This window comes from Paenibacillus senegalimassiliensis (assembly GCF_001486585.1).
Classification (GTDB): Bacteria; Bacillota; Bacilli; order Paenibacillales; family Paenibacillaceae; genus Fontibacillus; species Fontibacillus senegalimassiliensis.
In genome coordinates, this window is sequence record NZ_LN909034.1 from 43,776 (window position 1) to 67,636 (window position 23,861).

The following is a 23,861-nucleotide window of genomic DNA, read 5'->3' on the forward strand; positions in this document are numbered from 1 at the left end:
TCAGCAAACGTGCCAAGGCTCTATAACCGTAATTTTCCCTGAAATCCGGTAGACTGCTGCGGAACAGAAATGCGCCACTTCATCCGCTGTAATCATTGCAGCGGGTTTGTTAGCAGCAGCAACTCCGGGTTATGGTCAATGGCTTCCCTGCAATAATCGCAGGTCACACGGACCGTCATTTCACCATGCGAATCATACGCTATTATATCTCTCCGCTCATCGGGGGTCAAGGAATGAAAGCCTAATTGGGCTTCTGTGACCCCGGTTGCCTCTATTCTACCTATCAGAGTACGACAATGCCGGCAAACGTAATTTATAGCCATCTTATGCCTCCTGGAGAAGGGTTATGTCTCCAGTATGCCCTGTACAACTATCCGTTAAACTTGGCCATGGTCTGTTCAAAGGTATGATCCAGACTGAATTCGAGCGCATCACATGCGGCCGAAATTGACTGCTCCAATAAAGGCTTGTCCTTCTTGGCAAAGCCGGACAGAACATAGTCCACCACAGCATATCCCGGTTCAGGACGTGATATCCCCATGCGGATTCGATTAAATGTTTGCGTACCCGTATGCTGAATTATTGATTTAATTCCATTATGCCCGCCCGCACTGCCTTGATAACGGAGTCGGTTGCGCCCGATTTCCGTATCCAGGTCGTCATACACAACAATCATGTCGTCCAGGGAGGCTTTATAATAATCCATATAAGCCCGCACCGCTTCACCCGACAGGTTCATGTAGGTCATCGGTTTAATCAGCACGACCTTGCCACCAGGCAGTGTACCCTCACCAATTAATGCCTTGCATTTGCTCTGCTTGATTTCAATGCCATGGCGGCGAGCCAGTTCATCCACGGCCATAAATCCGATATTATGCCTCGTCTTGGCATATTGGGCTCCAGGGTTACCGAGTCCGACGATCCACTTCATACCACAATTACCTCCACCATGATCTTCAATCCAGCATACGCCGATAGGGGTTGCATCCCGGGGAAAGGAATGCAACCCCTATACAAGTCCAAGAGAATCGCCTTGATTCTGCTATTCGATCTCAAACAGCTTGCTGATAGACAGTTCTTCGTGAACACGAATAATCGCTTCGCCCATTAATGGGGCCACGGATAACACTTTCAGCTTGCTGGTCGGATTCGGATGCGTAATCGGAATCGTATCTGTAACAATGACTTCTTTCAACGGAGAGTTCTCCAGTCGATCCATAGCCGGACCAGACAGCACCGCATGTGTACAGCAGGCGTAAACCTCTTCCACGCCGCCTTCCTTCAGGGCATTAGCACCAAGAACAATGGTTCCGGCGGTATCGATGATATCATCGACCAAGATCGCTGTCTTGCCTTCAATATTCCCGATAATGTTCATCACTTCGCTGACATTCGGCTCCGGACGACGCTTATCAATAATTGCCAGCGGCGCATTCAAGAAGTCAGCCAATTTACGTGCCCGTACAACGCCGCCATGGTCAGGAGACACAACAACCGGATTAACAATATGCTTCGAACGGAAATATTGAGCCAAAATAGGTACGCCTAACATATGATCCACCGGAATATCGAAGAAGCCTTGAATCTGCATCGCATGCAAATCCATCGTAATGACCCGGTGAGCGCCAGCCTTCTCGATGAGATTGGCTACCAGTTTGGCCGTAATCGGATCACGTGAGCGAGCCTTCCGGTCCTGACGGGCATAGCCGTAATAAGGGATAACCACGTTGATACTCTTGGCGGAAGCTCTCTTCAAAGCATCCACCATAACAAGCAGTTCCATCAGATTGTCGTTCACAGGCGCGCATGTAGACTGAACTATATAGACATGGCAACCCCGAACACTTTCCGACAGCTTGACTTGAATCTCGCCGTCGCTAAAGCTCGTCGTATCCGAATCTCCCATGGGAATACCGATGTAATCGGCAATTTGATGGGCCAGTTTGGGATTAGAGTTACAGGTGAATATCTTTAATTTAGAATCGCAATAAGTCATAAATTCAAAACCCTCCGTGCTGTGTAGATAGCGAAAGGGAGCATCTATTAACCCGCCTTCAAGCTACCCCGTCATTGAAATGGTCACTGCTAAAATAATTACTCCGACTCTTGCTGCCTTTGTTTCTTAGCTTTCGCACGGGCACGAATCTTCTCTGCGTATCCCGCCTTGTTCTCTTGTCTTGCTCTGGCAATGGCCAAGTCATTCTCGGGAACTGCTTGGGTAATCGTTGAGCCGGCTACCACATAGGCGCCTTTGCCCACCTTCACGGGTGCAATCAAGTTGACATTGCTGCCCACGAATGCATCGTCCTCAATCTCCGTAATAGACTTATTATAACCATCGTAATTCACTGTAATCGCACCACAGCCGATATTGACGTTCTTCCCGACCTTGGCATCCCCGACATAGCTAAGATGCGATACCTTGGCTCCATCGTCAAGCGAAGCGTTCTTAATCTCGACAAAGTCGCCAACCTTGACCTTGGAGCCGAGCTTGGTCCCGGGACGCAAATAAGCGAACGGTCCCACCGTCGATTCCCGGCCGACTTCGGCCTGACTGAGAACGGACTGCTTCACCTTCGCACCGTCAAGAATTATGCTGTCCTCGATTTGAGCCGAGGGTCCGATGATGCAATCTTCACCGATCACCGTTTTGCCGGACAAAAATGTCCCTGGATAGATCACGGTGTCAGAACCAATCGTAACTTCCGCGCCAATATAGGTCGAGCTTGGATCAATAATCGTTACCCCGCCAAGCATGTGCCCCCGCACAATACGTTCCCGCATCATCTGCTCAGCCTCGGACAACGCGATCCGGTCATTGACCCCAATCGATTCGCGAACATCGGGCACTGCGTACCCTTCGACCACTTCGTTCTCACGCACCAAAATGCCGATTACGTCGGTCAAGTAATACTCCTGCTGGGAATTATGATTTGTGACCTTCTCCAGTGCAGCGAATAATTTTGCATTATCAAAGCAATAAGTGCCTGTATTGATCTCTTGCACGGCCGCTTCCTCAGGTGAGCAATCCTTCTGCTCAACAATTCGTAAGACGGTACCGTTCTCCCCTCGAACGACGCGTCCATAACCGTAGGGTTGGTCCATATGGGCAGTCAGTACCGTAGCCGCTGCACTCTTGCGGGTATGATGATTAATCAGCGCTTCAATCGTTTCAGCAGTTACCAGGGGCGTATCTCCACAGATGACAACGGTCGTCCCTTGTTCTTCAGCAAGTAATGGTCCGGCCTGCTTCACCGCATGTCCAGTACCGAGTTGCTGCTCCTGAAGCACATATTCCGCCGATGAACCCAAATAGGATTTCACCGCCTCTGCGCCGTGGCCAACCACCACGATGCTGCGCTCGCATCCAGCCTGGTTCACCGCATCAAGCACATGCCCAACCATCGGCTTACCACATACAGGATGAAGAACCTTATAAAGCTTGGACTTCATGCGCTTCCCTTGCCCTGCGGCAAGAACAATCGCTAACCTTTTCAAAGCCCCGGCCTCCTTACCTCTCACTTAAACTCATTACTGAATATATCTCATTTAGGGGAAAAAGAAAAGGGAGCCATGCACAGGCATGACTCCCTTTTCCTCGAACCCCAATCGAGCATCAAAAAAATGACTACGACTTACGCCCCTTCTTCAATGGCTTCCTCTTGCTCGGCAGCGCGTTCATATTCAGCCAGAACTGCAGCTTGAATCTTCTCGCGAGTACCCGAGGAAATCGGATGCGCGATGTCCCGGAACTCCCCGTCCGGTGTGCGCTTGCTAGGCATAGCTACAAACATTCCATTGTTGCCGTCGATGACGCGAATGTCATGAACAACAAATTCGTTGTCGATGGTAATGGATGCGATCGCTTTCATTCTGCCTTCAGAGCTGACGCGGCGGAGCCTTACATCCGTAATTTGCATGTGTGTTCACCACCTTTTTCCATCAGAGACTTGGTGTAATATTCCACAAAGCAAACGGAAATCCTTTTTTTTGGATGAACAAAATAGGCTAAATTCACGATTTTTTTTGAATTTATGGGCTTTTCGACAGGTTTCGTCGGAATTTCCACTTTTTTGAGGTACAATCGACACGGTTCTTATTGTCCTATTTTTGAGAAATAGTTACCTGGCTCCACCGAAATTTCTTTGCCTTTGGCATCCACTGCCCGAAGTGTAGCGAGGGAAATATAATCATGCAGCAGACGTTGCTCCGTAGCAATCTCTCCAGATTCCACCAATACGCCGACACCAGCCACCTTGGCATTAAACTCAGCGAGCAGATCAACCATCCCTTGAATGGTCCCACCCGCCTTCATGAAATCATCAACGATCAGGACCCGAGAGTTCTCCTTCAAGGCCCGCCGTGACAAAGTCATCGTATGCAGGCTCTTATGAGAGCCGGACACATAATTAATGCTTACGGCCGAGCCTTCGGTCACCTGATGGTCTCTACGCACCAGAACGACCGGTAGGTTCAGTTCAGCACCCGTCGCATAAGCCAGTGGAATCCCTTTGGTCTCCACGGTCATGATGCAATCGATGTCCAAATCGCCAAAGGCGGTAGCAAACAATTTGCCCGCTTCATTCATTAAGGCCGGTTGACCTAGCAAATCAGACATGTATAAATAACCGCCTGGCAAGATTCGGTCCGGCTGCGCCAACTTGTCACACACTTGTTGAATAAAGGTCAGTGCCTGCTCCCGGGCAACCCGGGGGATATATTTCACGCCACCAGCAGCGCCAGCGAGCGTTAACAGCTCTCCCATACCCTCTTCCTCAAATACTTCCTTGATGATCCCAAGATCTTCACTGATGGACGATTTGGCTGCCCCATAGCGCTGAGCAAAGGTTGTCAATGGAATCAAGTGGTGTGGGCGGGATAATAAGTAGTGGGTCATCTCCACTAAACGAGCGCTTCTCTTTAATTTTTTCACGAAGTACCCCTCGCTAAATCCGAATATTTTAAAGAAACTATAACATTTTTGTACGGATTTGTCCAAGCCTTGAACCTTATCCGGTCAGCTACTTTATTTGACCTTTGGATGGTTTGGCGAAGAGCACTCAGGTCAACAGCCGTACAGCGTATACCTCTTTGCAGAAGCCACGCAACCCGTTATATATGCGAGATACCTTTGATTCCTTGGATACCAGACCAAATACGGTTGGCCCACTGCCCGACATCAGGACGCCGTCCGCTCCGAGACGCAACATCGTCTCCTTGAGATGAGCCACATCCGGGTGAATTTGCAGCGTGACCCGCTCTAGCACATTGCCAAGCTCCTGACAAACGTCCTGGAAAGAGTGCCTCTCCAGTGCCTCCTGCATGCGCTTCGCGGATGGATGATCTGTGATGCCCTCGCTGCGTAAGCGGCCGTATACCTCTGCTGTTGACACGTTGATTGGCAGCTTCGCCAGCACCACCCAGCACTGGGGCGGATTCGGCAGCGGCGTAAGCAGCTCGCCTCGTCCTGTCGCCAGGGCCGTCCCTCCAGTGACGCAGAAGGGGACGTCCGAGCCAAGCTCTGCGCCAAGCTCCTTGAGTTCCTCCTCAGGAATCCCCAGCCCCCACAGACGGTTCAGTCCTCTGAGTGTAGCTGCAGCATCACTGCTGCCACCGGCCAGGCCAGCGGCTACCGGAATTTTTTTGTCCAAATGAATATATACACCGCTACGCACGTTGTAGCGCTCCTTGATCAGCTTTGCTGCCTGGAAGGCCAGGTTCTTCTCGTCGAGCGGAATATACCCCGCCTGGCTCGATATAATGATCGTATCCCGGGGGAGAGCGCTCATTTCCAATCGATCCGCCAGATCCACCATCGTCATGATCATCTCGACCTCGTGGTATCCATCCGGACGCTTATGCAGAACATCAAGCATCAGATTGATTTTGGCCGGTGCTTTCTCGTAAATTTTCATGGCGCTTCCCCACCTTCAACAAGTCCGTGTAGTTCCTCAGGTTCCCTAGGTCTACCTTTACGTTTCTCTATTCTAAAAAAATGTTAGCTCTACGTCTATGTATGAAAGACAAAAATTCCTGATTCTATCTTACTTCATAAGGCGCAAAAAACGAAGCTCCTCCTTCGAGGAACTTCGTTCTGGCTTACGCTACTGCTGCTTCGCGGCTTGCTCGGCAAGCTGGATCGCCCGTTTCACCATGTTCCCGGCGTCCTTTGCTTTAATGCCTCCCCAGCCCTCCTGCTGAACAGTATCATAAAATCCCAAATCCTTGGCAAGTTCGACCTTGAAGTTCTCCGACATAACGCTGCGTCTTCTGCGCGACATCGTCAGCCTCCTCCTTTGATCTTGGATAAAGGAACAAGGTTAGTATACGTCCCGCCGTTCCCTTCATACGAGGGAAAGCTGTCCACTTGGGTGCACCAAGCTTCAGACGGCGTGTAAGGCAAGAAAAAAACGGCCTTCGCTTAAGGCGAAAGCCGTTTGCTGGCTCTTCATGATGTTCACGGTTTAATATACGAAATCCGCATCTCATCGTTGTCATTGCAAATCATGACCTCAACAGATTCGGTCAGTATATCGGCATAACTGTAAGACACACGCTTAAAGGTTTGCTGCTCTTCATCCAGCTTCACAATGAAGACCGAAGGATAGGTCTCTTCCAAGACTCCGGTACGTTCCACGGTCTTGCGACGACCTCCGTTGGCCCGAAGCATAATTTTCTGTCCTACGTGGGCGTCGAGACTATGCTTAATTTCCGACAGCGCATTTTTAGCCATTGCCTGTGACCACCTTCTTTCTTTGTCCATTATACAGAAAAGTCACAGGTTTGTCAATTCAAAACAAATAATTATAGCAGTAGGTAAAAAGCGATGTCAACGTTTTTTTTTCGACAATTATAGTTTGATGTAGGATAAGCCTAAAGACAAGTAACCGGAAGGCCTCAGGCTAACGCCAAGAGTCCTTCCGGAATGGACAAAAATATTATTAGTCTACACTGAAGGAACGACATGAAGGGTCGATAAATCCTGCAGCTTGGGCAGTCCGATTCGGTAGCTGCCTCGTGTTTCGATCCCACCTACACCTTGAGCCCCGCTGATCGTATGATTCAGAACATCGGTAATTTGAATCGTCTCCCGTATGGAGGTTAATGCAGCCTTTGCCGCGATATACACCGGGTCCAGGGCATGAATCAACACGCGTCCCGGTGAGCTGGCGAAGTTAGCGCCAGCTTGCAGAAGCGCCTCAAAATGCGACTGACAAGCTCCCGCTACAATCGTCAGCGTATCAAAATTCCGTTCGTACTCGCGAGCACGCGCGATCGCCTCGACGAAATGCCGGGAATTTTTGTAGCTGGCAAGCTGATACAAATCGCCCGAAGGACGTGACTTCAGCACGCCATCATGCCCTGTAAGCACTACAATATCCGGCTTGACAACGGGCAACAGACGATACAACGTTTGGGCCATCTGAGCCTCTGTGACATAGTAGCCCTGAGCCGGAACACGCAGCTTCTCATATAAGCTCAAGCTCTTTTGCAAATAACGTTCGTCCCCATCCAGATGCAACACCTTACCGGGAACCTCGAAATAAGCCGGCTCCCCTTGCGTATAATACGCCCGGCCAATGGTCGTACGGTTTCTTTCCGTTAGTTCCTCACGGTCTTGCGTGAGCCGCTTGAGCGATTCTGTCGCTTTGATACGGACCCGCTGCGTCTTCTCACCCGGGGAAGCCGGATCGACCTTAATCAGATCGTTCAAGGGCGCATCCGCCAGCAGTCGGAACTCCGTGCCTTTGATGATAGCTTCGCTCCGCTCAATTCGTTCAATTCGGAACGTCACGTCTCCACCGTAAGATTTGCGGACGACCAAGTCTCCCAAATTCGTCAAATCCATCACCTCTACCCCATCGTATGGGCGTATACAGTGAATGGTTACAATTGGAGTTCCTTTACGCCTGCCTCCAGTAGTACATCGGATAGCTTAGCGAATTCCTCGATACTTAGCGTCTCGGCCCGCCGTGACGGTACAATTCCCGTCTCCGTCAGCAACTGGTCCAGCCGTTCCCGCCCTTCTTTAGGGAAGTAGCGGCTCTTCAAATTATTCGAGATCGTCTTGCGCCGTTGAGCGAAGGAAGCCTGAACAACATCGAAGAAGAATTCCTCGTCCTGTACAGCAACAGCCGGCTGCTTGCGAACCGTTAGGCGGATGACAGCAGACTCCACATTCGGCTGAGGAATGAAGACGCTGTGAGGCACCGTGCAGATCAGCTCTGGTACACTGTAATACTGCACGGCGATACTCAAGCTTCCGTAATCCTTGCCGCCTGGAGAAGCCGACATCCGCTGCGCTACTTCCTTCTGGATCATGACTACAATATGCTCCAGAGGCAGCTTCTCCTCTAGCAGCCGCATCAGAATGGGCGTCGTCACGTAATATGGCAAGTTCGCCACCACGCTAACACCATTCAACCCGCCAAATTCTGCTGCAAACAACGCTTGAAGGTCCAGCTTAAGTACATCCCCGTGCACGACATGAACATGCGGGTACGGCTCCAATACCTCTTCCAGAATGGGCAGTAGCCGCTGATCAATCTCTACCGCTGTAACCTTGCCAGCCTCACGAGCAAGCTTCTCCGTCAAGGCACCAATGCCCGGTCCAATCTCCAGCGCTCCCTTGTCCGCGTCCAAGCCTGCCGCAGCCACAATCTTGCCGAGAATATTCTGATCAATCAGAAAATTTTGTCCCAGGCTTTTTTTGAATGAGAAGCCATGCCGATGGATAATTTCCTTCGTTCGACGAGGCGTTGATATATCCTCCCTCATGCCCATGTTTCGTTAACCCCTTTATCTTCCAGCTTCACAATTGCTGCTGCAAATTCTTCCTGACTAATGCGAAATACCGTTAGACGCTTATATAGCTGCTTCCCGTTACAATATCCGATGCCGAGCAGTTCTCCCAGCGCCTTTCTTCGCGCGGCTGCCTGCGGATGAACGATGAGTCCCGCCGCAATCAGGTCTTCCCAGGCAATGATAGGCTCCACCCCTGGCACTTCGTTATGCAAGCGTGCCAGCGCCGTACGAATGGCCTCTGGCGTAGCATTCTCCACACCGATATCCCCACGCTTCGTGGCCTCCGCTTCAGGTAAGAAGGCATGCTTGCACCCCGGTACCCGGGCCGCCACGATTTTGCGAATCCGTTCTCCTGCGTGATCGGGATCGGTAAATATAATAACGCCCCGGCGTTCTTGCGCCAGAGCAATCTTCGTAAGCGTAGTCTCGTTGATGGCTGACCCGCCCGTTTCAATCGTATCCGCCTCAACGGCTCGCTTGACGGCGACGGTATCATCCCGGCCCTCCACCACGATGACTTCCTTGATCATCTGAGTTACCTTCTTTCCATTGCCTCTACAACAAAAAGAAGAGGATTCTCATCCTCTTCTAATCCACTGTCTTTATCATCATCCTGAATACTTTGTGTACATATTGTATCCCACTTCTTCCGCATTGTAAAACGGAGAAGCTAGTTTAATTCCGGCTTCGTCGGGCCGATGACGTATACAGTACGACCTTTCTTACGGCCAAAGTTTTTAGCCGTCTTCAAGCTGTCATAGTAAACGTCCATTTTATTTCCCTTGATGGCTCCGCCGGTGTCTTCAGCCTTGCGGAACCCGATTCCTTCAATGTAGACCCACCAGCCAAGCGGAACGACAGATTTGTCAACGGCAATCGTTCTGCCCTCCGTTACACGAGTACCGGAAGCCGTACGAGTGCCGATTCCTTCTTGCTCCGAAGAGTAGGCGGTCAGCGTAACGTTCTTAAGCACCTTTTTATATTTAAAAGAGACACCGTTCTTGGTGGCATTGCCGCCAATGTTCACAGTATTTGCACTGCGGCTGATGCTGGCCGACAGAACGGCTGTCGGTTCCTTCGTGCCTACGGCCACGACTTTCGGCTGGGCCTCCTTCGAGACCTCCTTGCCAAGCCAGCGCTTGGTCACGAATATTCCGTCCTCATAGGTTTTCTCGATGTTGTGAATGACCATGCCCTCACTGCCGGGCTGAACGACCTTCGTCGTCCCTTTCAGCAGTTCCTTATCGGATGTCTTCACGACGCTAAAAGGCACAGCTTCTTCGGTTTGTACCAGATGCTTGCTCACCCGAACAATTGTGATTCCTGCATCCGCGTCCAGCTTGCGGTCCAGGGCAGGAGTTACCTTATCATCTTGATTCAAAGTGACACCTAGCTCATCTAGCACATCTTTGACCTTCTCCTTGGTAGTGAAAGTCGTTTTTGTCTCTCCGTCCACGCTCACCTTTACCGGAACCGCCCGTACAATGACGACTCGGTCGCCATCCGTAAGCACGCTACCCAGCGGACGCGATAATGTATCTTTGGGATGCAGATTGATGGCCTGTTCATCCAGCAGGTCAGCAACGCTGTCTTCCCGTGTTTCCACCGATTGGACGTTACCGTCGATAACCAGGGAAATTTGTTTATTTTGCTGGCCATACAGCCATATGAGGATGATGATGATTACCGCGATGGTCAGAACGCCGACGAGCGCAACCTGACGAATATTTAACTGCTTCCATCGCAATGCGTAAGACATGCTGGATGAGCGTGATTCATGGGTCTCCTCTTTGTGGAAAATGCCCATATCTTCCGTCCTCCTTACATAGCCTCGCCGTCAAGATCGATGCACAATTACATTTGACGCGACTACATTCTTGATTTACGAAATGCGCCCCTTGCTCACTTGCATTTCGTATCCTTTCCCAGTCTGCCCTGCGGGTGTCACCTCCTGTTTATCAACAGTATGATGACCCTACTACTTTTATTCAAAACAAAAGAAGCCTAAAGAAAGAGTTAGAGGAACTCCTTCGTGGCTTCCTGATGGTCTTGGTGTAGTAGGCTGCACGAGTTACCTCTCTTGATACGCTTACGAGGTTAGCTGTCGGGTTAGGACGAAAGAGAGCCGCCCCTTCTCAGTACATTCGCTCATGGCGCAATGACCTCGAATTCACCCCATAGACCCTGGTAAAGAAATCAAATACGAGCGCAGTTGGCAAATTCGCCGCTAGTCGCTTGCATTGGTTCCCCCGTTCTCCATTCGGAGATTCAGCGAGACTGGTTCATGGAATCAAGCATCGAGTGATCCAAATTTCAAGTGTTCGAAACGGACCAAAACGATCACTGAAAAAATTCTATCCTGTTTCGATGCATGTTGTAAAGGACGAATCAACCACGTTTTTTTAAATAAATGGTTAAAAAAATGTAATTATATCCGTTTTAATGGTTAAAATGTATTAATCTTTCCGAAATCCTCGTTTTTTCATTCGTTTATCTCTCAAATACTCGTAATACCAAATCGTTCCAGTGCATTTTGAGTGGTAATTTGGGCAATTTCCTCAAAGGTTACCCCTTTTAGCTCGGCAGCCATTTCGGCAACCAGGCGCACATGAGCAGACTCATTTCGTTTCCCTCTAAATGGATGTGGTGTTAAATAAGGGGAATCCGTCTCGATCAGTAATCGGTCAAGAGGTGTCTTCGCCAACACTTCCTTCGGCTGCTTTGCATTTTTAAACGTAATCGGTCCGCCAAACGACAAATGAAATCCCAAATCCAGACACATTTTGGCAATTTCCCAACTGCCAGAGTAAGAGTGCATGACGCCTCCCACTTCATGGGCTTTTTCTTCGCGCAAAATTTTCACTACATCCTCATGGGCATCACGATTATGAATGCAGATTGGCATACCAAGACTGCGAGCCAGTCCGATTTGCTTGCGGAACACCTCATGTTGTACCTCTTTAGGGGATGTATCCCAATAATAATCCAGTCCAATCTCGCCGATAGCGACTACCTTCTCATGCTTGCATAATTCAGCAATCCAGTCCAAATCGCCCTCCTGCATCGTAATGGCATCTTGAGGATGCCACCCTACCGCAGCATAAATGAAGTCATAAGACTCGGCCAGCTTCATCGTTGTCGGGATTGTCTCCCGATTAAACCCAATGTTAATCATTCGCGTAACCCCTTGTTCTACGGCACGCGCAATCACTTCCTCGCGATCTTCGTCAAATTGGGTCGCATCCAAATGTGTATGTGTATCAAATAACATGATGTCCTCTGACCTCCTAAATGCGTTGTTTAAAAATTTGCGCAACTTCCTGGGGTAACTGATCCATGACAGCGCATAACTTATTGTCGGGATAATACAAATGATATTTCCCCCGATGCAGTCCGCTAATCGACCTGACAATATCGGACACCTCAGAGATTTCCCGCAACTGCTCCTGGCGGTCCAATAACAGAATTTGCTTCTCCCCGATCCCCTCATCCGGACGGAACACATCATAAGGTAGATCGGTTGGAAAATCAATTTCCATATCGTAATCCGGATTTAACCCTACCTGTTCAAAAGCGGTACGAATTTGTCCCAACATTTCCAGATCAATTGTCTCAACCTCTACATATTTATACAATTTCCGATTTAAAAACCGGATACACAGGTCGCTTAGCCGCTCATCCGCCTCCCGAGTCCACTGCATGAAGGCCGTTTGCATCAATGCCTCGTCCAACTGCAGATAATCACGAACGTTTATGTTGCCGTCGAAGAGGCTAGGAAGCGGGTAGGGTAGGAATTCAAACTCATAATGCTCCCGATATAGTTCTTTTGCCCGGCGCAGGATTTGGCGAAGAATAATTTCTGAACTGCGTGTCACCGGATGGAAGTAAATCTGCCAATACATCTGATAACGGGACATCAGATAATCTTCCACAGCATGCATTCCCGACTCCTTCACTACCACCCTCCCCTGGAAAGGCCGCAGCATCCGCAAAATTCGGTCCATATCAATCGTACCGTAGTTCACCCCGGTGAAATAGGCATCACGCAGCAGATAGTCCATTCGATCCGCATCGAGAGGACTGGATACCAGATTAACCACGATCGGATTATCATAGTCCTTCCGAATGACGGAAGCCACCTTCTCTGGAAAATCAGAAGAAATTCGGCGCAGCACGTTACCTACCTCGGTATCCCCGAGCAAAATTTTGCAGGTCCAATCCTCATGGTCCATCTCGAAGGCCTGCTCAATGGAGTGAGAGAATGGCCCATGGCCCAGATCGTGCAGCAGTGCCGCACATAAAGCTACTAATTTCTCCTCCCCAGGCCAGTCTGCATAACCCCCGCGTTCAAACTGAGAAATAATTCGGCGCGTAATTTCATAAACACCTAGCGAATGCGAGAAGCGACTGTGCTCTGCACCATGGAATGTCAGATACGAAGTACCTAATTGACGAATCCGACGAAGACGTTGGAACTCGGACGTATTAATGAGCGACCAAATCACTTCATCCTGCACATGAATATAATTGTGTACGGGGTCCTTAAATACCTTTTCTTCACGAAGTTGACGATACATGGTTCACACACTCCTCTTCATTTTTATTGAAATGACGAAAAAATGACTAATGTCGAAGGTTTTTGTCGAATATTGTCGTATAAAGTCATATATAGTCTTTGTCGAATGTCGAATTATAGAATATCACTAACTTCCTAGGTATAATCATGCTTTTCAGAGATATTCATCAAAAAAATTTAGAAATAACAAAGAACTCTGCCATAAATAGGTTGACTATTCTGGCAATCGTTGGTATTATAAATATCATAAAAGATAGAACAATGTCGAAAAATGACGATTAAAAATGAACTGAAAGGGGCTATCATCAGTATGTTGAAATCAACAGGTATCGTAAGAAAAGTCGACGAGTTGGGCCGCGTTGTTATCCCTATCGAATTGCGTCGCACCCTGGGTATTGGCGAGAAAGATGCGCTTGAAATTTATGTAGATGGCGAGCGGATTATGCTCAAGAAATATGAGCCAGCCTGCATCTTCTGCGGTAATGCCGAAAACGTAACATACTTCAAAGGCAAAATTGTTTGCCATGAATGTATTACTGAGCTTCCTACCCCTGTGACAAATTAAGAATTATAGTATATAATAGATTTACTGAAACTGTTAATTCTAACCTTTTTCATATCTCCTTGGTGCCTTCCTTGGCTTGAACCCGGCCTAGCGAGGGCACCCTTTTTTTGTCCAAAATTTACTATCGGCTTAAAATGCTTCTATATTATAAAAGTTGATTATAAATATCCCGTTTCGACACTCCACGATCAAGCGCTGTTTTCTTCATCGCCTCCTTCCGCGTCAAGTCTTCCTGCTCCTCGTAATGCCGTACATGATCTTCCAACGACAACGTTTGCCACCAGGCCGCCTGTCTTTCCTTAACCTCTTCAGATCCCGCCCCTTCAATAACCAGACAATACTCTCCAAGCGGAGGATGCTCCAGCAGCCAGTCCAGACAATCTTGAATCGATCCACGAGTCAGTTCTTCATAGCGCTTCGTTAACTCCCTGGCTAATACGATACGTCGGTTGCCCCAAACATCAAGCAGAGCCTCCAGCGTCTTTATCACACGATGAGGGGATTCGTACATCAATAATGTCCCCATCTCATCCTCCAGCGATTTCAGCAATTGTCCACGTTCTTTTGAATCGCGGGGGAGAAAGCCTAAAAACATGAAGCGTTCTGTGGGCAAACCCGAGACAATTAAAGCCGATAAAGCTGCATTAGCACCAGGTACAGGAATGACAGAAATATTCGCTTCCAGTGCCAATTTCACCAGATCGCTGCCGGGGTCGGAAATCGCTGGTAGACCGGCATCACTGACCAATGCCAAATTTTTTCCTTCTATTATAAGGCGTATCAATTCAGGCCCACTGGCGGCCTTATTATGCTCATGATAACTGACCAGTTTGGCAGGAGATATATTAAAATGCGTTAGCAGCTTTCGCGTCTGTCTCGTATCCTCCGCAGCAATAATATCTGCCTCCTGCAACGTACGCACCGCCCGGAAGGTCATATCCTCCAAGTTGCCGATGGGCGTACCTACCAGAAACAACTTTCCCTTCTCCCCTAAGACCGATTCACCGGAACTCGCAACAAAGCTTTTTTGTACATGTATGCTCATGATCTACCCTCTTTTGGTCCGTAATAAATGTTCATGACTTCTTCTGTATATCCCCCATCTTCTCCGTATACTATCAGTGGAGGCATAACCCGCATATCGGGCTTGCCATCGCGCAAAGCTTCTATTAATACCATATTGGCCTCTGCTCCGATTCTAGGATGGACAAAGCGAATCACCTTAGGCTCCAGACGGTACTGACGCAACACAGTAATAATCTCTCCCAAACGCTGTGCCTTGTGGACCATCGAGACCTTGCCTCCAGGACGCACCAAACGCATGGCGGCGGCGGCCACTTCATCCAGCGTACAATAAATTTCATGGCGGGCGATGGCCTGATGCTCATTGAGCTTGGTCTCCCCCGTCGTCAGGGGCATATAGGGTGGATTGACGGTGATGGCATCATAGGTTCCATGTCCGGTAATATGCACAAGTTCCCGCAAATCACCTTCACGGATATGAATGCGATGCTCCAATTCGTTCATAACCACGCTACGACGCGCCATATCAGCCACCCGCGGCTGAATTTCAATCCCCTCAATAGTCGCCTGCGTTCGAGTGGACAACAGCAGGGGCACTACTCCATTCCCCGTGCACAAATCAAGAACCTTCCCGTATTTGGGTACAGCCGCAAACCGAGCAAGCAACACTGCATCCATCGAAAAGCTAAAGATCTCATCGCTCTGGATAATGGAGAGCTGATGGGTGAGCAAATCATCAATTCGTTCCTGAGCATATATAGTTACCTTGTCCATAAACCTCAATTTCCGTCCTTCCCGAAACTTTAAAAAAACCGTAGGGAATCCCCTACGGTTCACTATTTATTCAAAAACGACAAACAAAACAGGCAATCGCCTTCCGTGCGAAGATGTCCATAATAAACATTGCAAATATGGAAGCCTTCATGGTACAGGCGCGCTAAATTATCATAGCCCTCACCTACCACGTCGATGGCTTCTTTGCCCGGTGGTATTGTCCCATCCGCGCCTTCGGCTATACCGGGAGGTAGACGCCCCTCCGTGCTTTCCAGCTTGAGTATTTTGCGCAGTTGTTCATTCTCGAGCAGGAGCCGTTGGTTTTCTTCCACCAGCTTCTTGACCTCCAGCTTCAGGCTGCCCAAATCGCCGTGTACTTTTCCCATTTGCGTTTCCAGCGTCTGCATATGTGTGAAAATATCCTTGTTCTCCAAGTTCCCACCCCAGAGTCATCTCTAAAGTCTTTCTATATGAGTAAGCTCCTATTTGACAACAACCTCGTCCAAGGGGAGCTCCTTCACCTTGCCTACTTCAAACAATTGCACATGCACTGTACGCGACCCGGCGTTAATTCCCACTACCTTACCGTCGCCCAGCGAGGTAATGACCATTTTCCCTACCGATGGAAGCTCTTCTTTGACACTCTCATAGTTATCATGCTCATACTTCAGGCAGCACATCAAGCGCCCACACAAACCGGAAATTTTCGTCGGATTCAGCGACAGGCTTTGATCCTTGGCCATCTTAATCGATACCGGCTCGAAGTCGCCCAACCAGGAAGAACAACAGAGAATCCGTCCACAGGGTCCAATACCACCCAGCATCTTCGCTTCATCTCTGACCCCAATTTGCCTCAATTCAATCCGTGTTCGGAAGATACTGGCCAAATCCTTGACCAATTCGCGAAAATCGACGCGCCCCTCAGCCGTGAAGTAGAAAATAATCTTGTTGCGGTCAAAGGTAAACTCCACATCAACCAACTTCATTTTGAGTTCGTGATCCTTGATTTTATTTAAACATGTGGCAAAAGCATTCTTTGCCGCAAACTTGTTCTCTTCGACAACACGGGCGTCAGCTTCGTCAGCAATCCGAATGACTTTCTTCAGTGGAAGAACAACATCGGATTCTCCGACCTTCTTCTTGCCGATCACCACTTTACCATATTCAATCCCACGCGCGGTTTCGACAATCACGCTCTGGTCCTTCTCTACAGGAAGCTCCAGTGGATCGAAATAATAAATCTTGCCCGCTTTTTTAAAGCGAACGCCCACTACAGTATACAAAAACTAACCCCCTCGTCTAGCTCCAAACTGGTGAACCGCTTTCGTTAATCAATCCCTGCTCTCAGGGGAGGAAGTTTCCTGACGGTCTGCCTTACTCTGTATCTGGTCTTTCCCTACGTCGTCTTTCTTTCCTCTGGTACTCCAAATCTGCGGATTACCGCAATCCTTCCACCGCAATCACGAATTGCTCCACACAAAGCTGGGCATTCATATGCTGGCGAAGCTTCTTCTTGCCTTCCGCAGCCAACGCCATCGCATCAATCCATTGTTCTGCGCTTAGCGAAGATGCGTGCCGGTTAATAAATTCAAGCTCATCTATGAAAACGATCTGATCATGTTTATGATAGAGCGCATGGATCATATCCTTAAACCACAAATGAAAAAGATTAAACAACATGTCCAAATGATCGGATAACCCGGATTTGAACAATTCTTGTTGTGCAGTAATTAATGGAGAACCGCCACGGCCTGCGATTTCCTTCCCTAATTGTAACACTACGTTTCTAATTTCTGCAAACCAATTCTGTTTGATAAGATCACGGCACGATCCTAGTCCTGCCGCAACATGAACAGCACTTCGTGCTAATGTTGGCGAAAATCCCTCATCCGCCAAAATCTGGAGCATACGCCCTGGATCAAGTGGTGAAAATGGGACCCACTGCGAACGGGATTGAATGGTCGGCAACAAGGCCCGTCCATTATCGGACAATAGAATAGCAACTGCTGGAGAAGGGGGCTCCTCCAGGAACTTCAGCAAGCTGTTAGCTGCCTGAACCGTCATCTTGTCCGCTTCGTCGATAATATAGGCTTTCGGATTACCACTCTCCGAACGATATGAGAAAATCCGCTGCAATTGGCGGATTTGTTCTATTTTAATCGTAGCCCCGTCAGGCTTTACCGTAAATAAATCTGGGTGGTTGCCATGCAGCACCTTGCGGCACTCCAGACATTCTCCACATGCGTCGTCGTTCTCGCCCTGAGTGCAGAACAACGCCTGGACGAAAGCCATGGCCATTTCCATTTGCCCACTTCCAGGCGGTCCGCTAAACAGATAGGCATGAGATATTTCCTGGCGCCGCAGGCTGCTTTGCAGCAGTTGCTTCGCCGTATCCTGCCCGATGATATTCTGGAATGACATTTTATTTATTTCGTCCTTTCAACAACCACAATACTAGAAACAAAGATTAATCAACATGCCGCGAATCTCACCGATCTTCTGCAGCAGTTCAATTTTGCCCTGCTCCGTCTCCAGCAGTTCCTCTGCCATGGCAAGCAGCGCCGAATCCACCTCATCCAACAGCTTATAGCGTTTCCCCCGGCCGCGGCGATCCCAGCCCTTCGATTCCTTAATGGTCACGCCTCTCCGGACAGTATCCTCAAGGAACCGCTTGACCATCAATCTATAGGCCTTCAGTTCACGAACCGTCATCGACTTAGCCAGCCGATCGCCTTGCATCTGAATCTCCTTGAATTTGCGGTTCAATTCCTCTTGTGTGGCCTGATGCCCATGCTGCTGCATCACATCCGAGAAGCTTTTGGATTGCACCGGTTTGGCAGGGCTTTCGCTTACTCCCAACCCACTTTTGAGCGGCCGATATCCCGGATCAATTTTCAAAGCCCTCACCACCTATTCTTAAATATAGTATATTCGTTCAAGATTCGACGCCGATTCCACTCCCTGAATCTTCTTCGTGGTTGGAAGCTGTATTTTAGATGACCTATTCCAATGAAGATCTAAAATACAGGTTACTAGCACCAAGAAGGTTGGACGATACCAGGGACTGAGCAGCGCAGCGTAGGTAAATCCTACGTGAGCAGCGCAAGGCGCGGGTAGAGTTCAAGATTCGACGCCGATTCCGCTCCCTGAATTCCTTCGTGATCGGAAGCTGTATTTTAGATGACCTATTCCAATGAAGATCTAAAATACAGGTTACTAGCACCAAGAAGGTTGGACGATACCAGGGACTGAGCAGCGCAGCGTAGGTAAATCCCACGTGAGCAGCGCAAGGCGCGGGTAGAGTTCAAGATTCGACGCCGATTCCGCTCCCTGAATTCCTTCGTGATCGGAAGCTGTATTTTAGATTTCCTTAAAAGTGTTCGAAACGGTCTACTGGAAGAACGAACACCGTCGCCCCCCCCACCTGTACCTCTACAGGCAGCGGCAAATATGAATCCGTAGTTCCACTCATCGGCGTAACCGGAGTCACGAGTTGCTCCCGCACCTTGCAACTGGTACGAATTACATTCAGAACGGAATCAACCTGATGATCATCCACACCAATCATGAAAGTGGTGTTACCCGCCCGGAGAAAACCACCGGTACTCGCCAATTTCGTGGCACGATAATTCTCCTTCACTAATGCACTGGACAGCCGGTTGCTGTCTTTATCTTGAATAATCGCAACAATCAGTTTCATTTGCAGCGCCTCCTCGTTCTTATTAAAGAATGTACCACATTAAACTATTAGACGGCTAGATCATGAAATCCTTTAATGTTACCGAAAGTTGCCTGCGAATCTCAGCAGCCACCTGTTCTTTACTGAGGGAAGCATCCACAATTCGAATCCGCTCCGGATACATTTCGGCGATAAGCAAATACCCTTCCCTCACCTTCTGATGGAACTGAAGGCTCTCCATATCCAGCCGATTCACCTCTCGACTTTGACTGGAAGCGATTCTAGCTAGCCCTGCCTCCGGTGTAATATCCAGATAAAAGGTCAGATCGGGGAAACGTCCCTTAGTCGCAAATAAATTAATTTCCAGAACCTCATCCATGCCAAGCCCACGGGCATAACCTTGATAAGCCAAGCTGCTGTCGAGAAAACGGTCACAGAGAACGGTTATCCCCTTATCCAGTGAAGGCTCTACCTTCTCCGCCAGATGCTGTCTTCGCGAGGCGGCATACAGAAGCGCCTCTGTACGCGCATCCATCGCCGTATGCTGTGGATTTAAAATAATACTGCGAATCTTTTCAGCAATTTCGATGCCACCTGGCTCACGGGTAGTAACAAACTCCACTCCCTGCTCTCTGAGCACTTGTTCCATTTCCCGCATGACGGTAGTCTTGCCCGATCCATCACCTCCTTCAAGCGTAATGAACAGTCCCTTGGCTTGATGATTCATGTAGTTCTGTACCTGCTTTCTATATAAAAAATATTGTGCTGCTAGCTTTCTTCCTTCAATACCTGAATGGTGTACAGTTGTGAATCAGCGGCTCCTTGGCATTTAGCACCGCTATTCCTTAGTTCAATCAACCGCTCTGCGAGAGCTTCCGTAATTCTCTCCCCCCCATACACCAAGGGGATCCCTGGCGGATAAGGAATAACCATTTCTGCGGCCAGGCGGCCTGTACTCTGCTCCACAGGGATCGTCTCAATCTCTTCAGACGATACGGGAGTCAGACCAAAAGCAACAGGCTCCGATATAGCAAACTGCAAATCCTCCTCTTCATTGTTCCACGTGGAAATTTGTCGAGAAAGAACATCTGAGGCCTGCACACTCTCGGAAAAATTAGCAGATAATGTAGATGTAGCAGCTTTATCGCCTGGCTTCATTTCAACTTCTGCAATTCGCTGCAACGCTGTCAGCAAATGACGGGCATGGCGTGACGTAGTCCCTGGCCCCAAAGCAAGCACAACATACCGATCATCACTCATCTCCGGAACGCAACCTTCTGCCTCCAGCCTTTCCTGTAAATCATAACCACTCAAATCACCTGCTGCATCGTAAATAACAAGCTTCCAAGGATCTTGTATAGTATATGCAGCAGGCTCTCCGCTGGCGCCCGGTGGCTCCACCACAGCAAAGCGTGACAGTTGCTTCAAGCCTTCCCGAATCTCCCTTGCGGCAGTCAGCCCTTTCTCTAGCAGGGCTGGGCCGTATGCCTCCAGTAAGCTTCGACTTCTATCAAGCGAAGCCATGATCGGATAGGACGGGCTGGAGCTCTGTAGCATAGCCAGCCGCTGCTTCAGTAGCGTGCGATCAAGCAGCCCGCCTTGAACATGCAGCATGGCGCCCATCGTGAGCGCAGTCAGCATTTTATGCGTCGACTGCACAACGCCATCAGCCCCTGCGGCTAGCGCGCTCTCCGGCAGCGCCGGATGCTGCCCGAAGTGAGCGCCATGCGCCTCATCTACAAGCAGCGGTACCCCATACGCATGGCAGATATCAGCCAGCGGCCGAAGCGATGCGCCCATCCCGTAATAATTCGGGTGCGTGACCAGCACCCCCTTAGCGCCGGGATGGCGGCGTAGAGCCTCTCCCACAGTTGCTGCGCTTGGGAGAGTGCTAAGGCCGCTGCCGGGGTCCTGCTGCGGCGCCAAAAATACCGCGTGAGCTCCCGCAAGCATTAATCCGTGAATCACGGATTTATGGACGTTTCGCTGCACGAGCAACACATCGCCTGGCGTAGTACATACGCTCAGGATCAAAGCCAGGTTGCCGGCGGTGCTGCCGCCGACCAAAAAATAGGTCTCCTCCGCCCCAAACTGGATGGCGGCCAGCCGCTGTGCCTCCCGTATCACCCCCTGCGGATGGTGAAGGTCATCGGTGCCGGTAATCTCCGTGGCATCGATCCCCATTACCTGAGCAAGCACATCCTCATCATCAGAATACCCCTGCCAGGCCTGTCCATCCTTATGTCCAGGTACATGAAACGATGTGTCTTTCCTCTTCTTGTATTCCCGCAGTGCTTCGTGTAAGGGAGCATTATGCATTTCCTCAAACATATCTATTCCTGATCCTTCCGGCTAAACGTAACTTCACAAATAAGAATAAGTAGCAATCACTTATACCTTGGCTTCATTTTACCGCTACTTGGCCTGATAGAGCAATATAAAAGGACCTGCTCCCTTAAAGAACAGGTCCTTTCAGCCAATATTTCTTCTACGCATTATTTTGCACCCAAATCTGCTTCATTTGATGGATAAAGAAATGATATTTGTCTTCTTGCACATCCGTGTGCACCATTTCAGCCTCACATGCGTCACAGATAAATTCAGAAACAATATGAATGCCCTCACTCTTCGGTTCCCCGCAAATAATGCAAGTTCTAACCGCCAAATGATCCATGCCCGATCCCACCTTGTTCGTTTTACTATCAGTATGACACAGATTCTATTATTTTAAACCTTTTCATAGTCCGCTGCCCTACTTTATCCTATGTCACCCCGGGCATTCCTGTGTTTGTACCCAGCATCTTCATTATTCTTTTTTTTCATCCGATATATTAAGAAGAGCTTATCCGCTTTAGAGGGTCCATGAACCGTTGAAGGAGGATCATTCATCAATGTCCGCTGAAACCGAATTGCAACCAACCTTTTATAACTATAAATTACTTAAAAAAGTCATGTTGCCTAAATCCTTAATTAGCAGTCTGGTCGTTTTGCCCTTTATCTGGCTTGCTGCCGAAATGTTCTTTATCTCCTGGACCAGTCTGTTCTATTTCTTGCTGGCCGCTCCAGTCACCGTATGGATTCAATATGTGATGTCCCGGTCCATTCTAATCCTGACGAGTCGATCGTACCGCAAACGCTGGTATTTTTCCCGGAGCCTGCCTTGGATCGGATATATGCCGGATCAGCATGTGGCTTATTCTACTTATCGCAGGGTATACCTTAATTCGGCCTGGATCGGTTGTCTCGTCATTCTGATTCTGATCCCTTGGTCACCTATAGCCTTTGTACTCTCGCTAATGTTCTGGCATGCCTGGCTCATCTTCCCCCGCTTTATTGTATTTGCAGTACTTCGGGGACAGCGCAAGGATGGAATGATCAAGATCACGAATCTGGATATTTCCTACTACATGCAATAAAGCGCTCACAACACCACCGTACGATAAAAAGCCAGCTCCTGCCTCTATCACAGGAACTGGCTTGTTTCATTCAACCAAGTCTCTTTATTAAGGGCTACTCTCCAAGCCCTGAATCACCATTTTTCTCTCCGGCTTAGGAATAAGCACCGTGAAGGAATTTTCATGGATCGTCAACTGTACGATTTGTTTTCCCTTTTCATATACCCAGGTCGTTCCTGTACTTTCCTCTTTCAGTTCTTTCCAACCCCACTCTGCAATGACTTGCTCATAAGCTTCAGGCACATCCTTGCTCTCATGAAGTCCAGTCAGTGAGTAATGTACATAATCCATCTTGGAGTTATTTAATACCGTTTCACTTTGCTTGGCTTCCTTCGGGACCGGGAAACTCTTGTCTACCGCTGCTCCTACAAAATCCGTCCACCCAGGCTCAGAAGATGTACAGCCAGCGATGACAAATACCATCATCAATACTCCTAACATGAGGTATAAGGAATGTTGTATTCCCCTTCGCTGCATGGTTGATTCCTCCTTGCCATTATGATAAAAAATAGTCCTGTTGTCGTTAAAAATCAGATGTTTCATAGGCTAAATGACCTATACGCTAAGGCACCATCTTAATTATAGCGAGTGTTGCATAACTGTCGGTAACAAAAAGGTTACATTCCTTTTGAAAGAGTCTAAACATTTGACACCTTTATCATGTCTCTCCCAGGCGGACAAGCTAAAATAGAAAAAAGCACCATCGAGTATAACCTCGACGGTGCTTCTCGTCATTGCTTGGCGGCGTCCTACTCTCCCAGGACCCTTCGGTCCAAGTACCATCGGCGCTGGAGGGCTTAACGGTCGTGTTCGGGATGGGTACGTGTGGAACCCCTCCGCCATCGCCACCAAACGGGTCAAGCGTTTAATCGCTTGAAAACTGGATACGAAACGAATTTGCGAATTAGTTCTCCTGAAGTGCTCTTCACGGCTTATTCAGCCTGACGCCACTCTTCGGAGCTATTTTGGATAAGCCCTCGACCG

At 48.9% G+C, this 23,861-nt stretch carries 28 protein-coding genes, 1 rRNA gene and 1 riboswitch; of the genes, 2 read left to right on the plus strand and 27 right to left on the minus strand.

Annotation, left to right across the window (positions count from 1 at the left end; translation table 11 throughout):
* Nucleotides 1–92 precede the first annotated feature (92 nt).
* The 15 genes from BN3279_RS00500 to BN3279_RS00570 form a co-directional block, all read right to left on the minus strand.
* Nucleotides 93–323, minus strand: coding sequence for an anti-sigma-F factor Fin (locus tag BN3279_RS00500; protein WP_059048746.1), 231 nt, complete (start codon nucleotides 321–323; stop codon nucleotides 93–95).
* A gap of 47 nt (nucleotides 324–370) precedes the next feature.
* A complete protein-coding gene (pth, locus tag BN3279_RS00505) occupies nucleotides 371–931 on the minus strand; it encodes an aminoacyl-tRNA hydrolase (RefSeq protein ID WP_059048747.1) in 561 nt (186 codons plus the stop codon).
* Nucleotides 932–1,042: 111 nt separating this feature from the next.
* Nucleotides 1,043–1,996, minus strand: coding sequence for a ribose-phosphate diphosphokinase (locus tag BN3279_RS00510; protein WP_059048748.1), 954 nt, complete (start codon nucleotides 1,994–1,996; stop codon nucleotides 1,043–1,045).
* Nucleotides 1,997–2,094: 98 nt separating this feature from the next.
* Nucleotides 2,095–3,498 (minus strand): bifunctional UDP-N-acetylglucosamine diphosphorylase/glucosamine-1-phosphate N-acetyltransferase GlmU, encoded by a 1,404-nt coding sequence (glmU, locus tag BN3279_RS00515; protein ID WP_059048749.1) that lies wholly within the window; start codon nucleotides 3,496–3,498, stop codon nucleotides 2,095–2,097.
* Between the two features lie 137 nt (nucleotides 3,499–3,635).
* Nucleotides 3,636–3,920, minus strand: coding sequence for a septation regulator SpoVG (spoVG, locus tag BN3279_RS00520; RefSeq protein ID WP_009226349.1), 285 nt, complete (start codon nucleotides 3,918–3,920; stop codon nucleotides 3,636–3,638).
* Nucleotides 3,921–4,096: 176 nt separating this feature from the next.
* Nucleotides 4,097–4,933 (minus strand): pur operon repressor, encoded by an 837-nt coding sequence (gene purR / locus BN3279_RS00525; protein ID WP_059048750.1) that lies wholly within the window; start codon nucleotides 4,931–4,933, stop codon nucleotides 4,097–4,099.
* 127 nt (nucleotides 4,934–5,060) lie between these two features.
* Nucleotides 5,061–5,915, minus strand: coding sequence for a 4-(cytidine 5'-diphospho)-2-C-methyl-D-erythritol kinase (gene ispE / locus BN3279_RS00530; protein ID WP_059048751.1), 855 nt, complete (start codon nucleotides 5,913–5,915; stop codon nucleotides 5,061–5,063).
* Between the two features lie 189 nt (nucleotides 5,916–6,104).
* A complete protein-coding gene (locus BN3279_RS00535) occupies nucleotides 6,105–6,281 on the minus strand; it encodes a small, acid-soluble spore protein, alpha/beta type (RefSeq protein WP_059048752.1) in 177 nt (58 codons plus the stop codon).
* Nucleotides 6,282–6,457: 176 nt separating this feature from the next.
* Entirely contained in the window at nucleotides 6,458–6,733 is a 276-nt protein-coding gene (veg, locus tag BN3279_RS00540; RefSeq protein WP_059048753.1) for a biofilm formation stimulator Veg, read from the minus strand.
* Nucleotides 6,734–6,946: 213 nt separating this feature from the next.
* Nucleotides 6,947–7,849 (minus strand): sporulation peptidase YabG, encoded by a 903-nt coding sequence (gene yabG, locus BN3279_RS00545; protein WP_059048754.1) that lies wholly within the window; start codon nucleotides 7,847–7,849, stop codon nucleotides 6,947–6,949.
* A gap of 38 nt (nucleotides 7,850–7,887) precedes the next feature.
* Complete coding sequence (gene rsmA / locus BN3279_RS00550; RefSeq protein ID WP_059048755.1) at nucleotides 7,888–8,784, minus strand: 16S rRNA (adenine(1518)-N(6)/adenine(1519)-N(6))-dimethyltransferase RsmA; 897 nt, start codon at nucleotides 8,782–8,784, stop codon at nucleotides 7,888–7,890.
* Nucleotides 8,775–9,335: a ribonuclease M5 gene (gene rnmV / locus BN3279_RS00555; RefSeq protein WP_059048756.1), complete on the minus strand. Its 561-nt coding sequence runs from the start codon at nucleotides 9,333–9,335 to the stop codon at nucleotides 8,775–8,777. Before rnmV ends, rsmA begins: the two co-directional genes overlap by 10 nt.
* Before the next feature lie 140 nt (nucleotides 9,336–9,475).
* Nucleotides 9,476–10,612: a 3D domain-containing protein gene (locus tag BN3279_RS00560; RefSeq protein ID WP_059048757.1), complete on the minus strand. Its 1,137-nt coding sequence runs from the start codon at nucleotides 10,610–10,612 to the stop codon at nucleotides 9,476–9,478.
* Between the two features lie 263 nt (nucleotides 10,613–10,875).
* A riboswitch (cyclic di-AMP (ydaO/yuaA leader) is annotated at nucleotides 10,876–11,089 on the minus strand.
* A 213-nt stretch (nucleotides 11,090–11,302) separates the two neighbouring features.
* On the minus strand, nucleotides 11,303–12,079 hold the full coding sequence (locus BN3279_RS00565) for a TatD family hydrolase (protein WP_187377708.1): 777 nt from the start codon (nucleotides 12,077–12,079) through the stop codon (nucleotides 11,303–11,305).
* A gap of 13 nt (nucleotides 12,080–12,092) precedes the next feature.
* Nucleotides 12,093–13,382: an HD domain-containing protein gene (locus BN3279_RS00570; RefSeq protein ID WP_059048759.1), complete on the minus strand. Its 1,290-nt coding sequence runs from the start codon at nucleotides 13,380–13,382 to the stop codon at nucleotides 12,093–12,095.
* A gap of 309 nt (nucleotides 13,383–13,691) precedes the next feature.
* Between BN3279_RS00570 and BN3279_RS00575 the strand changes: the two genes are divergently transcribed.
* Entirely contained in the window at nucleotides 13,692–13,946 is a 255-nt protein-coding gene (locus BN3279_RS00575) for an AbrB/MazE/SpoVT family DNA-binding domain-containing protein (protein WP_018753512.1), read from the plus strand.
* Between the two features lie 145 nt (nucleotides 13,947–14,091).
* Here BN3279_RS00575 and rsmI read toward each other — a convergent pair whose 3' ends face one another.
* The 10 genes from rsmI to BN3279_RS00625 form a co-directional block, all read right to left on the minus strand.
* The gene (rsmI, locus tag BN3279_RS00580) at nucleotides 14,092–14,991 is read right to left on the minus strand and encodes a 16S rRNA (cytidine(1402)-2'-O)-methyltransferase (RefSeq protein ID WP_059048760.1); all 900 of its coding nucleotides are present in this window, start codon (nucleotides 14,989–14,991) and stop codon (nucleotides 14,092–14,094) included.
* On the minus strand, nucleotides 14,988–15,743 hold the full coding sequence (locus BN3279_RS00585) for a tRNA1(Val) (adenine(37)-N6)-methyltransferase (protein ID WP_059048761.1): 756 nt from the start codon (nucleotides 15,741–15,743) through the stop codon (nucleotides 14,988–14,990). The genes rsmI and BN3279_RS00585 overlap by 4 nt, the downstream gene beginning before the upstream one ends.
* 62 nt (nucleotides 15,744–15,805) lie before the next feature.
* Nucleotides 15,806–16,177, minus strand: coding sequence for an initiation-control protein YabA (locus BN3279_RS00590; RefSeq protein WP_059048762.1), 372 nt, complete (start codon nucleotides 16,175–16,177; stop codon nucleotides 15,806–15,808).
* 48 nt (nucleotides 16,178–16,225) lie between these two features.
* A complete protein-coding gene (locus BN3279_RS00595; RefSeq protein WP_059048763.1) occupies nucleotides 16,226–17,026 on the minus strand; it encodes a PSP1 domain-containing protein in 801 nt (266 codons plus the stop codon).
* A 154-nt stretch (nucleotides 17,027–17,180) separates the two neighbouring features.
* Nucleotides 17,181–18,164 (minus strand): DNA polymerase III subunit delta', encoded by a 984-nt coding sequence (holB, locus tag BN3279_RS00600; protein ID WP_059048764.1) that lies wholly within the window; start codon nucleotides 18,162–18,164, stop codon nucleotides 17,181–17,183.
* A gap of 33 nt (nucleotides 18,165–18,197) precedes the next feature.
* Nucleotides 18,198–18,641: a YaaR family protein gene (locus BN3279_RS00605; RefSeq protein WP_059048765.1), complete on the minus strand. Its 444-nt coding sequence runs from the start codon at nucleotides 18,639–18,641 to the stop codon at nucleotides 18,198–18,200.
* A 472-nt stretch (nucleotides 18,642–19,113) separates the two neighbouring features.
* A complete protein-coding gene (locus tag BN3279_RS00610; protein WP_059048766.1) occupies nucleotides 19,114–19,443 on the minus strand; it encodes a cyclic-di-AMP receptor in 330 nt (109 codons plus the stop codon).
* A gap of 55 nt (nucleotides 19,444–19,498) precedes the next feature.
* A complete protein-coding gene (gene tmk, locus BN3279_RS00615; RefSeq protein WP_059048767.1) occupies nucleotides 19,499–20,149 on the minus strand; it encodes a dTMP kinase in 651 nt (216 codons plus the stop codon).
* Between the two features lie 41 nt (nucleotides 20,150–20,190).
* Entirely contained in the window at nucleotides 20,191–21,753 is a 1,563-nt protein-coding gene (locus BN3279_RS00620) for an aminotransferase class I/II-fold pyridoxal phosphate-dependent enzyme (protein ID WP_059048768.1), read from the minus strand.
* Nucleotides 21,754–21,910: 157 nt separating this feature from the next.
* Nucleotides 21,911–22,096: a sigma factor G inhibitor Gin gene (locus tag BN3279_RS00625; RefSeq protein ID WP_059048769.1), complete on the minus strand. Its 186-nt coding sequence runs from the start codon at nucleotides 22,094–22,096 to the stop codon at nucleotides 21,911–21,913.
* Between the two features lie 217 nt (nucleotides 22,097–22,313).
* Between BN3279_RS00625 and BN3279_RS00630 the strand changes: the two genes are divergently transcribed.
* A complete protein-coding gene (locus BN3279_RS00630) occupies nucleotides 22,314–22,838 on the plus strand; it encodes a hypothetical protein (RefSeq protein WP_059048770.1) in 525 nt (174 codons plus the stop codon).
* Between the two features lie 87 nt (nucleotides 22,839–22,925).
* On the opposite strand, the gene BN3279_RS00635 is transcribed toward BN3279_RS00630, so the two are convergent.
* Nucleotides 22,926–23,354 (minus strand): hypothetical protein, encoded by a 429-nt coding sequence (locus BN3279_RS00635; protein WP_059048771.1) that lies wholly within the window; start codon nucleotides 23,352–23,354, stop codon nucleotides 22,926–22,928.
* Nucleotides 23,355–23,613: 259 nt separating this feature from the next.
* Nucleotides 23,614–23,730, minus strand: a 5S ribosomal RNA gene (gene rrf, locus BN3279_RS00640).
* Between the last annotated feature and the right edge of the window lie 131 nt (nucleotides 23,731–23,861).